Below are 12,653 nucleotides of genomic sequence, written 5' to 3'. Positions count from 1 at the left end.
TCCGCGACCGCAGCGCCCGAAGCGCCGAGAAACCATGATCATCATCGGTGGGGGGCTCGGCGGCCTCTCCACCGGCGCGTACGCCCGGATGAACGGCTACCGCACCCGCATCTTCGAGATGCACGAGATCCCCGGCGGCTGCTGCACCGGCTGGGACCGGGGCAACTACACCTTCGACGCCTGCATCAGCTGGCTCCTGGGCAACGGGCCCGGCAACGAGATGCACCAGATCTGGCTCGAACTCGGGGCGCTCCAGGGCAAGGAGATGCGCCACTTCGACGTCTTCAACACCGTGCGCGGCGCGGACGGTAGGGCCGTCTACTTCTACTGCGACCCCGACCGGCTCGAAGCCCACCTCCTGGAGCTCTCGCCCGCCGACGCCCGCCCCATCAGGGCCTTTTGCGCGGGCCTGCGCAAGTTCATCACCTGCCTGCCCTCGTACCCCTTCCTCAAGCCCGTGCCGCTGATGACCCGCCGGGAGCGCTGGCGGATGCTGGCCGGCTTCGTGCCGTACTTCAACCTCTTCCGCACCTCGATGTCCGTGCTGATGACGGAGTACTCGACGCGCTTCAAGGACCCGCTCCTGCGGGAGGCGTTCAACTACATCCTGTACGAGAAGCACCCCGGCTTCCCCGTCCTGCCCTTCTACTTCCAGATGGCGGCGCAGGCCCACCGCTCGGCCGGCGTCCCCGAGGGCGGCTCCCTCGGGCTCGCCCACTCCATCGAGCAGCGCTATCTGCGGCTCGGCGGCGAGATCACCTACAACGCCCTCGTCGAGGAGATCCTCGTCAAGGACGACCGCGCGATCGGCGTCCGGCTGGCCAACGGCGAGGAGCACTACGCCGACATCGTCGTCTCCGCGTGCGACGGCCCCGCCACGCTCCTGAAGCTCCTCGACGGCCGCTACCTCGACGGCGACTACGCGAGGCTCTACCGGGAGACCCTGCACCGGCCCGGCATGGTCTTCCCCGGCTACGTCAGCGTCTTCCTGGGGCTTCGCCGCCCCTTCCCCGACGCCGACCCCACCACCACCCACCTCCTCGACGAGGAGACGGCCGGACGGCTCACCGGCATCCGGCACCCGAGCCTCAACGTCCAGTTCCGCAGCCGCTTCTACCCCGAGCTGTCCCCCCAGGACACCACCGTCATCTACGCCACGTACTTCTCCGACACCGCGCCCTGGCGGGAGCTCGCCGAAGGCCCGGAGCGGCTCAGCCGGCCCCGCAGGGGAACGGAGCTGCACACCCTGCCGGTACGGCGGGGCAAGGCGTACGCCGTGGCCAAACGCCGGACGAGGGACGCCGTCGTCGACTTCCTCGACGCGCGCCACCCCGGCCTGAAGGACTCCATCGCCGTACGCGACACCAGCACGCCCCTCACCCAGATCCGCTACACGGGCAGCTACGAGGGCACGTTCCTCGGCTGGCAGCCCTTCGTCGAGAGCGGCGAGGCGATGGAGGAGCTGGTCAAGAAGAACGGCCCCGTCCTGCCGGGCCTGCGGAACTTCTACCTCTCCGGGGTGTGGGCCACCACCGGCGGCCTGATCCGGGCGGCCGCGGCCGGACGCCAGGTCATGCAGTTCGTGTGCCGGGACGACGGCCTGGACTTCACGGCCGACATCGACACCAGCGCACCCCCGCCCACCCACGTCCTCGTCCCCGTGGGCCCGGGCCCGCAGTCACCTTCCGCCTCCGCCGAGAAAGGCACCGCCTCATGACCGCGACCCCCCTGTCGTACCCCTTCTGGACCGACCACGGGCTCGGAGTCTCCACCGGGTACGCGCCGCTGCGCGGCGGGCCCCTGACCCGGGTCCGGCTGCCGTACGGCGACGAGGCCTGGCTCGCCACCGACTACGAGGACGTGCGCGCCGTCCTCTCCGACGGCCGGTTCTCCCTGGGCGAGGCGCTACGGCGCGACCATCCCCGCATCGACCCCATGCCCCGCGCAGGCGGCGGCCTCATCGCCCTCGACACACCCCGCCACACCCATCTGCGCACCCTGCTGGCCAGGGAGTTCACCGCCCGCCGCATGGAGGGCCTGCGCGTCCGCATCGCCGAGGTGGCCGACGAACTGCTCGACCGGATCGAGGACGCCGGACCCCCCGCCGACCTGGTCGAGGACCTCTCGTTCCCGCTGCCCATGACCCTCATCTGCGAGCTGGTCGGCGTCCCCGCCGCCGACGTGCCCTCCGTACGGGCGTGGGCGGACGTCATCTGCTCCGGAAGCGAGACCCCCGAAGCCCTCGAACAGCGCGGGAAGGACTTCTTCACCCGCATGCACGGCTGGATCGAGGAACGCCGCCTGGCCCCCGCCGACGACCTGCTCACGCTCCTGGTCCGCGCCCACGACGACGGCAGCCTCACCGAGGACGAACTGACCGGCCTCCTCGGTGAGTTGCTCATCGCCGGGTTCGTCACGACCACCAACCAGATCGCCAACTTCTTCGCCGTCCTCCTGCTCCCCGGGGAGGCCAGGGGCGACGGAACCGAGTGGCTGACCACCCTGCGCTCCCGGCCCGAACTCATCCCCCGGGCCGTGGAGGAACTCCTGCGCTACGTCCCCCTGCTCAACGGCCTCACCCTGCCCCGCTACGCCCTGGAGGACGTGGAACTGGGCGGCATCCTCGTCCGTGAGGGCGAGGCCGTCCTCGTCTCCCAGGCGGCCGCAAACCACGACCCCGCCGTCTTCCCGAACCCCGACCGGCTCGTCCTGGACCGCCCAGGCGCCGCGCACATCAGCTTCGGCCACGGCATCCACTACTGCCTGGGCGCCCACCTGGCCCGCCTGGAACTCCAGATCACCCTGGAACGCGTCACGACCCGCCTCCCCGGCCTGCGCCTCGCGGTCCCGGAGGAGGAACTGCGCTGGCGCTCCCGGGAGTTCTTCAGCGGACTGCGGGCGTTGCCGGTTGCTTGGTGAGTGCACGACACGGGGTCTCTGAGTACGGGTACTCATGGCTCGGCGATCACGGTCGGCGAGGGTGGTGCCCACGCCGACCGACAGGAGAGACCACGATGTCCACGCCCCGCAGCACCCACCGCCCCACCACCGCACGGGGGTTCGCCCTCGCCGCCGACAAGTGGGACGTGTACTGGCGTACCCACACCCTCGACAAGGACGGCAAGATCATCGACGCGCCGTAAGGGTCAGGTCGCGCCGCAAGGCTCAGGTACGGGTCAGCCAGCAGGTGGCCGCCACCACCTCGCCGGCGATGTCGAGCACGGAGCGCCCGTCCGTCGCCACCCGCACCGTGCCCTCCGGCGCCTGCTCGTCCAGAAGACGCGCCTTACGCGCGCTGCCGGCGAGCTCCTGCTCCAGCTCCGAGCCCAGCTCCCGGCCCGCCAGGCGCTCACCCGCCGTGACGTCGGAGGCGGTGAGCAGGACGCGGATGATCCTGACGTCCGCTCCCATGACGCGCTGGAACATGGCTGTGTTTCCCGGCAGCACGCTCACCGTGTTCGTGTAGACCAGGCGGCGGTAGCCCAGCTCGGCGAAGTTCGACCAGATCGCCGTCAGGTTGCGCTCGCCGAGCGCTACGCGGTGCGGATCCCCCTCCGGAGCGGGGTGCGCCTGGCCCATGTAGTCCCCCTCCAGCACGCAGTGAGGGACCGTCGCCGCCCGCAGCCGCGCCGAGACCTCCCAGCCGACCGTCGTCTTGCCGACACCGGCACGTCCTCCGATGAGCAGCACCTCTGCGTGAGTCATGGAGGCACCGTGCCAGCCGGTGACCGGATCGGGCGAGGGGATTTCTCATGTCGCGTCGAGCGCCGTGGTCGGCTCGAGCCGAAGCCGGGTCGGAGTCCCGTCAGAGCGCCGCGTACACCGCCTCGATCAGGGCCATCTTGCGCGGGTCGTCGGCGATGTGAGGGCCCATGCGGTTCATGACGTAGCCGAGGGAGACCCCCGCCTCCGGGTCCGCCAGGCCGAAGGAGCCCCCGAAGCCGTCGTGGCCGAAGGCGCGCGGGTTGGGGCCGTAGGAGGCGTTGGGGCCGCTGAGCCAGAGGCCGAGGGCGCACTCCGTGTCGTGGGCGAAGCCCGCGCCGAGCACCAGGTCCCGGCAGGACCCCTGGCCCTCGCGGGCCCGTTCGGCGGCCGCTTCGGAGAGGATCACGCGCCCGTCCGACCGGCCGCGCCCGGCGAACACGCCGTACAACGCGGCGACCGCGCGGGCCGTTCCGTGGCCGTTGGCGGCGGGGAGTTCGGCGGCGCGCCACGCGGAGCTGTTGGCCTCGGTGACACCGACCGGCGGATTGGCCAGGGCGGCCTGCGCGGCGGGAGCCAACTGGGCGAAGAGCGCGGCCTGTTCGCTCGCCGAAGAGACCCGGGGATGCACCAGCTCGGCCACGCGGTCCGCCTCCTTGTCCGGCAGGCCGATGGTGAAGTCGATGTCGAGCGGCCCGGTGATCTCCTGGCGGAGGAAGGCACCGGGCAGCTGTCCGGTCACGCGTCGGATCACCTCGCCGACCAGGAAGCCGTACGTCAGCGCGTGGTAGCCGGAGCGCGTGCCGGGTTCCCACCACGGCTCCATCGCGGCGAGCCGGGCGGTCGTCACCTCCCAGTCGTAGAACTCCGCGAGGGTGAGCGGCTCGCGAAGCCCGGAGAGCCCCGCGCGGTGGGAGAGAAGGAACCGTACGGGCAGCGTCTCCTTGCCCGCCGCGCCGAACTCGGGCCAGTACGCGGCGACCGGCGCGTCCAGGTCGAGCAGACCGCGGTCCGCCAGGAGGTGCGCGCAGAGCGCGGTCACGCCCTTGGTGGTCGACCAGACGTTGACGACGGTGTCGCGTTCCCAGCGGCGCGTACGGGCGGCGTCCGCCCAGCCGCCCCACAGGTCGACCACGGTCTCGCCGTGGACCTGGACCGTCACCGCGGCGCCGAGTTCGTCCTTCGTACGGAAGTTGGCCTCGAAGGCGTCCCGTACGGCGGCGAACCGTGGGTCGCAGTGCCCCTCGATCGCGGGGACCGGCGAACCGGCCGGGTCGGGCTCGGACATGGGGCCTCCAAGGGCTCGGCAGTGCCCGCAACATACCGACTGGTCGGACCGGCGGGAAGGGGGCGCGTACCGGCCCGCATGCCCGCACGCCCGCGCGCGTCCGCCGCGGCCGTTCGCCCGGTCGGGCGACACGTGTTGCCGAAGCGGGCGACGGGGCGTTGCGTGGAGCGAGGACCAAGAGCCGCTCCGGCCCCCGGAGCCGGCGTGCGGCGGAAGCGAGGTCCTTCGTGCCCCGTTACCCACCGATCGCGGACCACGGACTGATCGGCGACCTCCAGAGCGCCGCCCTGATCTCCGCAGGCGGCGCGGTCGACTGGTTCTGCGCACCCCGCTTCGACTCGCCGAGCATCTTCGCCGCCCTGCTCGACCAGGAACGCGGCGGCCACTTCACCATCGCCCCCGCCCGCGACGACGTGACCGTCCGCCAGCTCTACCTCCCCGACACGGCCGTCCTCATCACCCGCTTCCTCACCCCGGAAGGCGTCGGCGAAGTCGTCGACTTCATGCCGGTGGACGAGCGGCCGGACGTGGCCACCGACCGGCACCGCATGGTCCGCGCCCTGCGCGTCGTGCGTGGGACCCTCACCTTCGACATCCAGTGTCGACCCCGCTTCGACTACGGCCGCGCCCCGCACACCCTCACCCTCGACGGCGACGCCGCCACCTTCCACGGCCCGGGCCTCGACGTGCACCTGCGCAGCTCCGTCCCCCTGGAGGCCGACGGCCAGGACGTCCGCGCCACCGTCACCCTCCGGCAGGGCGAGCGGGCCGGGATCGTCCTGGAGACCTCCTCCCCGGGCGCCGCCGGCCCCGCGCCCGTCACCGCGCCGACGCTGGAGGAGGAGCTGCGCGAGACCCACGCCTACTGGCACCTGTGGATCCGTCGCTGCCGGTACCGGGGCCGCTGGCAGCACATGGTCAACCGCTCGGCCATCACCCTCAAACTGCTCATCTACGCCCCGAGCGGAGCCCCCGTCGCCGCCGCCACCATGGGCCTCCCGGAACAGGTCGGCGGCGAGCGGAACTGGGACTACCGCTACACCTGGATCCGCGACGCGTCCCTCTCCGTGCGCGTCCTCCTCGACCTCGGCTACATCGAGGAGGCCGACGCCTTCCGCCGCTGGCTCGGCGACCGCTTCCGCGGGCCCCGCCCGTCCGGCGGCGAACCGATGCAGATCATGTACCGGATCGACGGTGACCCCGAGTTGTCCGAGGAGATCCTGGACCACCTGTCCGGCTACCGCGACTCCGCTCCCGTACGGGCCGGGAACGGGGCGGCCGACCAGCTCCAGCTCGACATCTACGGCGAGTTCGCCTACGCCATGACCCACTCCCCGGACCTCGCCGAACTCGCCGGATACAAGGGATGGAAGGGCTTCGCCGCGCTCCTCGACTGGCTCGCCGGCAACTGGGACCGACCCGACGAGGGGATCTGGGAGACCCGCGGCGGCCGCAAGGACTTCACGTACAGCCGGCTGATGTGCTGGGTCGCCCTCGACCGGGGCATCCGGCTCGCCACCGAGTACGCCCGCCCCGCCGATCTGCCGCGCTGGATCGCGCAGCGTGACGCGATCCTCGTCCAGGTGATGGAACGCGGCTGGAACCCCGAGCGGCAGGCGTTCGTGCAGCACTACGACAGCGAGGTCCTCGACGCGTCGCTGCTGCTCATGCCCCTGGTCGGCTTCATCTCGCCGAAGGCGCCCTCCTGGCTCGCCACCCTGGACGCGATGGACCGGGAACTCGTCACGGACAGTCTCGTCTACCGCTACAACCCGGAGGCGTCCCCCGACGGCCTCCGCGGCTCCGAGGGCACCTTCTCCCTCTGCAGCTTCCTCTACGTCGAGGCGCTGGCCCGGGCGGGCCGTCTCGAGCAGGCCCGGTACGCGATGGACAAGATGCTCACGTACGCCAACCACGTCGGACTCTTCGCCGAGGAGATCGGCCCGACCGGCGAACAACTGGGGAACTTCCCCCAGGCGTTCACCCACCTCGCCCTGATCACGGCGGCCATGGCCCTCGACGAGGAACTCGACAAGGCCGCCGCCGCCTGGAACCCGCCACGATGACCACCCCGACGCACCCGACGACGCGCCCCTATTACCGCCCCTTCCCGGCCACGCGCAAGGCGTCGACGAGAAATTCCACCTCGACTGACTAGACTGGCGGGCTGTTTGGCGTCGGAACGGAACAACCCGGGCGGACCCGGGCTCCGCCGACGACCCGGATGACGCCGGGAACGAGACGTGAGGGCCGATGGCAGCCACACCTCAGAGCGGTGAGCTCACCCTCCTCGACGACGCGGACACGCGCGAGGAATCCGGGAAGTACGCCCGGTTCTCGGCCGGTCCCGCCGCGCCCGCGCGCACCCTGATCGACATCTTCGAGGAGTCCGTCCGGGCCCACCCCGACGAGCTGGCCCTGGACGACGGCACCGCTCGGCTGACCTACCGCGCGCTGGCCGTCGAGGTCGAGCGCAGGCGGCGCGCCCTGGCGGCCGCCGGGGTGGGCCTCGGCGACCGGGTCGGCGTCCGCGTGCCGTCCGGGACCAACGAGCTGTACGTGGCGATCCTCGCCGTCCTCGCCGCGGGCGCCGCCTACGTGCCGGTCGACGCCGAGGACCCGGACGAGCGGGCCGAGCTCGTCTTCGGCGAGGCCGGGGTCCGCGCGGTGCTCGGCGCAGGACAGTCCGTCGACGTCACCGGGGGAGCGGGGGACCGTGCCCCCGCCGCGCGCCCGGGACCCGAGCAGGACGCCTGGATCATCTTCACCTCCGGCTCCACCGGCAAGCCCAAGGGCGTCGCCGTCAGCCACCGCAGCGCCGCCGCCTTCGTGGACGCCGAGGCCGCGCTCTTCCTCGTCGAGGAGCCGATCGGGCCCGGCGACCGGGTCATGGCCGGGCTCTCCGTCGCCTTCGACGCCTCCTGCGAGGAGATGTGGCTCGCCTGGCGCTACGGCGCCTGCCTCGTGCCCGTACCCCGCTCCCAGGTCCGCAGCGGCGCCGACCTCGGTCCCTGGCTGGTGGAGCAGGAGATCACCGTCGTCTCGACCGTGCCCACGCTGGCCGCGCTCTGGGAGCCGGAGACCCTCGACGAGGTCCGGCTGCTGATCTTCGGCGGCGAGGCGTGCCCGCCCGAGCTGACCCAGCGGCTGGTCACCGAGGGCCGCGAGGTCTGGAACACGTACGGCCCCACCGAGGCCACCGTCGTCGCCTGCGCCTCCCTCATGACCGGTGAGGAACCGATTCGGATCGGCCTGCCGCTGAACGGCTGGGAACTGGCCGTGGTCGACGAGTCCGGCGAGCCGGTGCCCATGGGTGGCAGCGGTCAGCTCGTGATCGGCGGCGTCGGCCTGGCCCGCTACCTCGATCCCGAGAAGGACGCCGAGAAGTACGCCCCGCTGGAATCCCTCGGCTGGGAGCGCGCCTACCGCAGCGGCGACCTCGTCCGCGCCGAACCGGAAGGCCTGGTCTTCCTCGGCCGCGGCGACGAGCAGATCAAGCTCGGCGGCCGCCGGATCGAGCTGGGCGAGGTGGACGCCGCCCTGCAGGGCCTGCCCGGTGTCGCCGGCGCGGCCGCCGCCGTACGCACCGCGCGCGGCGGCAACCAGCTGCTCGTCGGCTATCTCGTCACGCAGGACGGCTGGGACCACGCGGCCGCCGTCGAGCGGCTGCGCGCCGAGCTGCCCGCCGCCCTCGTACCGCTGCTCGCCCCGGTCGCCGAGCTGCCGACCCGCACCTCCGGCAAGGTGGACCGCGACGCGCTGCCCTGGCCCCTGCCCGACCTGGAGACCACCGGCCCCGTCGAGCAGCTGTACGGCACCGAGGCCTGGCTCGCCGAGCAGTGGAGCGAGACCCTCGGCGTGACCGTCGCAGGACCCACCGACGACTTCTTCGCCATCGGCGGCAACAGCCTCGCCGCCGCCCAGCTCACCACCCGGCTGCGCACCCGCTACCCGAGCGCCGCCGTCCTCGACATCTACCAGCAGCCCACCCTGCGCAAGCTGGCCCGGCGCCTGGAGAAGTCCGTCCAGGACGACGGCGCGGCCAGGACCGTCGCCCCGGTCCCGCTCCGGGCCAAGATCACGCAGTCGGTCCTGCTGCTCCCGCTCTTCACCGTGGTCGGCCTGCGCTGGACCGTCGCGCTGCTCGCCCTGGGCAACGTCCTGCACTGGCTCGGGCCCTACCCGTGGGCGCCGACCGCCTCCTGGTGGCTCGTCGCCGCCGGCGCGGCACTGCTCTTCAGCCCGCCCGGCCGACTCGCCATCGCGGCGGGCGGCGCACGGCTGCTGCTGCGCGGAGTCAAGGCGGGCCGCCACCCCCGCGGCGGCAGCGTCCACCTGCGGCTGTGGACGGCCGAGCGGCTGGCCGAGTGCGTCGGCGCGACCTCCCTCACCGGCTCCTGGCTGGAGCGCTACGCCCGCGCGCTCGGCGCCAAGGTCGGCCCCGACGTCGACCTGCACTCGCTGCCCCCGGTCACCGGCATGCTCAAGCTCGGCCGCGGCTGCGCCGTCGAGTCCGAGGTGGACCTCTCCGGGTACTGGCTCGACGGCGACCGCCTGGAGATCGGCCCGGTCAAGGTCGGCGCGGGCGCCGTCGTCGGCACCCGCAGCATCCTCTTCCCCGGGGCCCGGGTCGCCAAGCGGTCCGAGGTGGCCCCTGGATCCGCCGTGGTCGGCACGATCCCGACCGGCCAGCGCTGGGCCGGCGCCCCCGCAGTCAAGCTCGGCAAGGCCAAGCGCAACTGGCCCAAGGAGCGCCCGCCGCGCGCGGTCGGCTGGCGGGCCATATACGGAGCGACGGGCTTCGGCCTGACCGCCCTGCCCGTGCTCGCCGCCCTGCCCGCGCTGCTCGTCGTCAGCCGCTTCGTGCCCGCCGACGCCGGACTCGCCGATGCCCTGCGAGGAGCACTGCTCGCCGTGGTGCCCGGGGCGCTCGCCTACGGATTCGCGTACGCGGCGCTCGTCCTGGTCCCGGTCCGGCTCCTCAGCCTCGGGCTGCGCACCGGAAGCCACCCGACCCACAGCAGGGTCGCCTGGCAGGCCTGGACGGTCACCCAGCTCATGGACCTGGCGCGGGAGACCCTCTTCCCGCTCTACGCGGGACTGATCACCCCGGTCTGGCTGCGCCTGCTCGGCATGAAGATCGGCCGGGGCGCCGAGGTGTCCACGGTGCTCGCCCTGCCGAGCCTGACCACCGTCGGCGAGGGCGCGTTCCTCGCCGACGACACCCTCACCGCGCCCTACGAGCTGGGTGGCGGCTGGGTACGGATCGGCCACTCCGAGATCGGCCGCCGGGCGTTCCTCGGCAACTCCGGCATGACCGCCCCCGGCCGCACGGTGCCGGACGACGGCCTGGTCGGCGTGTTGTCCGCGACCCCGAAGAAGGCGAAGAAGGGCAGCTCGTACCTGGGCCTGCCGCCGGTCAAGCTGCCGCGCTCCGCCGCCGACTCCGACCAGAGCCGCACGTACGACCCGCCCGCGCGGCTGCTGTGGGCGCGCGGCCTCGTGGAGCTGTGCCGACTCGTGCCGGTGTTCTGCTCGGCCGCCCTCGCGGTCCTCACCGTGGCGGCGTTCTGCGCCCTGATCACGACGAGCGGTCTCGGGGTCCTCGGCACCGCGCTGCTGTCCGGGGCGGTCCTCCTCGCCGCCGGTGTCGCCGCGTGCCTGACCTCGGTAGTGGCGAAGTGGCTGCTGGTCGGCCGCCACCGGACCGGCGAGCACCCGCTCTGGTGCGGCTTCGTCTGGCGCAACGAGCTGGCCGACACCTTCGTCGAGGTCCTCGCCGTGCCGTGGCTGATCGGCGCCGTGCCCGGCACCCCCGTGATGTCCCTGTGGCTGCGCGGGCTCGGTGCCCGGATCGGCCGGGGCGTGTGGTGCGAGAGCTACTGGCTGCCCGAGACGGACCTGGTGGTGCTCGGCGACGCGGTCAGCGTGAATCGAGGCTGCGTATTGCAGACCCACCTCTTCCACGACCGGATCTTGAGGACGGATACTGTGGTCCTCCGCGAGGGCGCCACCCTGGGCCCGGGCGGAATCGTCCTGCCCGGCAGCTCGGTCGGGGCCCGCAGCACGCTGGGGCCCGCCTCTCTCGTGATGGCCGGGGAATCGGTCCCCGCCGACACCCGCTGGCTGGGCAATCCGATCGAGGCGTGGCGGCCCTGACGGGCAGTACCAGCACAGCACAGGGCAGGGAGCGTAAGCGGCAGTGAGCGGCCAGCAGACAACGGCGTCGGACCCGTACTTTCCGGCCAACGGCGACTCCCGGTACCGCGCGCACCGGTACGAACTCGCGCTGGAATACCGGCCGGGCCCCAACCGGCTGGCCGGGACGGCCCGGATCAGCGCCATAGCGGGACGGGCCCCGCTCACCGAGTTCCACCTGAACCTGGGCGAGTTCAAGGTCGGCCGGATCCTCGTGGACGGCCGGGCGCCGCACTACACCCACCGCGCCGGCAAGCTCCGCCTCCGGCCGGCCAAGCCGCTGCCCGCAGGCGCCGCCTTCACCGTCGAGGTGCACTACGCGGGCAACCCCAAGCCGGTACGCAGCCCCTGGGGCGGCCTCGGCTGGGAGGAGCTGACCGACGGCGCCTTGGTGGCCAGCCAGCCCGTCGGCGCGCCCTCCTGGTACCCCTGCAACGACCGCCCTGCCGACAAGGCCTCGTACCAGATCTCGGTCAACACCCCCTCCGCGTACACCGTGGTGGCGGGCGGCCGGCTGCTCACCCGTACCACCAAGGCCAGCACGACCACCTGGGTCTACGAGCAGTCCGCGCCGACCTCCAGCTATCTCGTCGGCCTCTCCATCGGCATGCACCAGACGGTGCTGCTCGGCGACCCCGGGCTCGGCGGAGTGCCGCAGAGCGCCCACGTACCGGCGCACCTGCTGCCGCGCTTCTCCCGCGACTTCGCCCGGCAGCCCGCGATGATGCAGCTGTTCGAGGAGTTGTTCGGGCCGTACCCCTTCGGCGAGTACACGGTCGTCGTCGCCGACGAGGAACTCGACGTCCCCGTGGAGGCCCAGGGCCTGTCCCTGTTCGGCGCCAACCACGTCGACGGCGCGCGCGGTTCCGAGCGCCTGGTCGCCCACGAGCTCGCGCACCAGTGGTTCGGCAACAGCGTGACCATCGCCGACTGGCGCCACATCTGGCTGAACGAGGGCCTCGCCAAGTACGCCGAGTGGCTCTGGTCGGAACGCTCCGGCGGCCGTTCGGCGCAGGAACTCGCCGCCACCGCGCACCGGCTGCTCTCCACCCAGCCACAGGACCTGATCCTCGCCGACCCGGGCCGCAAGCTGATGTTCGACGACCGCCTCTACGAGCGCGGCGGCCTCGCCGTGCACGCGATCCGCTGCGCCCTCGGCGACGGCGCGTTCTTCCGCATGCTGCGCGACTGGGCGACCGTCCACCGCCACGGCGTCGTCACCACGAGCGGCTTCACCGCCCATGTGGCCCGCTACGCCACCGAGCCGGTGGAGGACCTGCTGAGGGCCTGGCTGCACGAGGGGGCCCTCCCGCCCCTGCCCTCCCCGTACGGCGCGGCGCCGATCCCGGCCCGCCCCGGCTACCCACCGACGAACGGCGGCCGGGCGGGCCGGGGGACGGCTTCGGCGTAGCGGTCAGGGGCGGGCCGGCAGCGGGTCGGCTGCGGGTCACGGGAGGACGCGGCA

General features: G+C 72.7%; 8 protein-coding genes. 6 read left to right on the top strand and 2 right to left on the bottom strand.

The genetic code is table 11. From position 1 onward, the window contains the following. Positions 1–34: 34 nt before the first annotated feature. The 3 genes from ACGFYP_RS00300 to ACGFYP_RS00290 all read left to right on the top strand — a co-directional run bounded on the left by ACGFYP_RS00300 (position 35) and on the right by ACGFYP_RS00290 (position 3,143). Positions 35–1,717 carry a phytoene desaturase family protein gene (locus ACGFYP_RS00300; protein WP_393485977.1) on the top strand — a complete coding sequence of 561 codons (1,683 nt, stop codon included), beginning with the start codon at positions 35–37 and terminating at the stop codon, positions 1,715–1,717. Next, positions 1,714–2,919: a cytochrome P450 gene (locus ACGFYP_RS00295; protein ID WP_393485040.1), complete on the top strand. Its 1,206-nt coding sequence runs from the start codon at positions 1,714–1,716 to the stop codon at positions 2,917–2,919. The genes ACGFYP_RS00300 and ACGFYP_RS00295 overlap by 4 nt, the downstream gene beginning before the upstream one ends. A gap of 95 nt (positions 2,920–3,014) precedes the next feature. Continuing rightward, the gene (locus ACGFYP_RS00290) at positions 3,015–3,143 is read left to right on the top strand and encodes a hypothetical protein (protein ID WP_393485039.1); all 129 of its coding nucleotides are present in this window, start codon (positions 3,015–3,017) and stop codon (positions 3,141–3,143) included. A 22-nt stretch (positions 3,144–3,165) separates the two neighbouring features. On the opposite strand, the gene ACGFYP_RS00285 is transcribed toward ACGFYP_RS00290, so the two are convergent. Together ACGFYP_RS00285 and ACGFYP_RS00280 are read right to left on the bottom strand one after the other, a co-directional pair. Then, positions 3,166–3,705 (bottom strand): hypothetical protein, encoded by a 540-nt coding sequence (locus ACGFYP_RS00285; RefSeq protein WP_393485038.1) that lies wholly within the window; start codon positions 3,703–3,705, stop codon positions 3,166–3,168. Positions 3,706–3,805: 100 nt separating this feature from the next. Beyond that, a complete protein-coding gene (locus tag ACGFYP_RS00280) occupies positions 3,806–4,990 on the bottom strand; it encodes a serine hydrolase domain-containing protein (RefSeq protein WP_393485037.1) in 1,185 nt (394 codons plus the stop codon). A 227-nt stretch (positions 4,991–5,217) separates the two neighbouring features. On the opposite strand from ACGFYP_RS00280, the gene ACGFYP_RS00275 reads away from it, so the two are divergent. From ACGFYP_RS00275 to ACGFYP_RS00265, 3 genes are all read left to right on the top strand, one after another. Continuing rightward, entirely contained in the window at positions 5,218–7,056 is a 1,839-nt protein-coding gene (locus tag ACGFYP_RS00275; protein WP_393485036.1) for a glycoside hydrolase family 15 protein, read from the top strand. 187 nt (positions 7,057–7,243) lie between these two features. Continuing rightward, on the top strand, positions 7,244–11,149 hold the full coding sequence (locus ACGFYP_RS00270) for a Pls/PosA family non-ribosomal peptide synthetase (protein WP_393485035.1): 3,906 nt from the start codon (positions 7,244–7,246) through the stop codon (positions 11,147–11,149). Between the two features lie 43 nt (positions 11,150–11,192). Then, positions 11,193–12,599, top strand: a complete 1,407-nt coding sequence (locus ACGFYP_RS00265; protein ID WP_393485034.1) for a M1 family metallopeptidase — start codon at positions 11,193–11,195, stop codon at positions 12,597–12,599. Positions 12,600–12,653 lie beyond the last annotated feature (54 nt).

Origin of the sequence: Streptomyces sp. NPDC048370 (genome assembly GCF_043200825.1) — a bacterium.
Taxonomy (GTDB): domain Bacteria; phylum Actinomycetota; class Actinomycetes; order Streptomycetales; family Streptomycetaceae; genus Streptomyces.
Note: the sequence above shows the minus strand (reverse complement) of the source record. Positions and strands in the feature narration are given on the sequence as shown.

What these genes read in the sequence shown, in the direction of transcription:
- ACGFYP_RS00300 (WP_393485977.1), top strand. Translation starts at nt 35, where the DNA reads ATGATCATCATCGGTGGGGGGCTCGGCGGCCTCTCCACCGGCGCGTAC.
- ACGFYP_RS00295 (WP_393485040.1), top strand. Translation starts at nt 1,714, where the DNA reads ATGACCGCGACCCCCCTGTCGTACCCCTTCTGGACCGACCACGGGCTC.
- ACGFYP_RS00290 (WP_393485039.1), top strand. Translation starts at nt 3,015, where the DNA reads ATGTCCACGCCCCGCAGCACCCACCGCCCCACCACCGCACGGGGGTTC.
- ACGFYP_RS00285 (WP_393485038.1), bottom strand. Translation starts at nt 3,705, where the DNA reads ATGACTCACGCAGAGGTGCTGCTCATCGGAGGACGTGCCGGTGTCGGC.
- ACGFYP_RS00280 (WP_393485037.1), bottom strand. Translation starts at nt 4,990, where the DNA reads ATGTCCGAGCCCGACCCGGCCGGTTCGCCGGTCCCCGCGATCGAGGGG.
- ACGFYP_RS00270 (WP_393485035.1), top strand. Translation starts at nt 7,244, where the DNA reads ATGGCAGCCACACCTCAGAGCGGTGAGCTCACCCTCCTCGACGACGCG.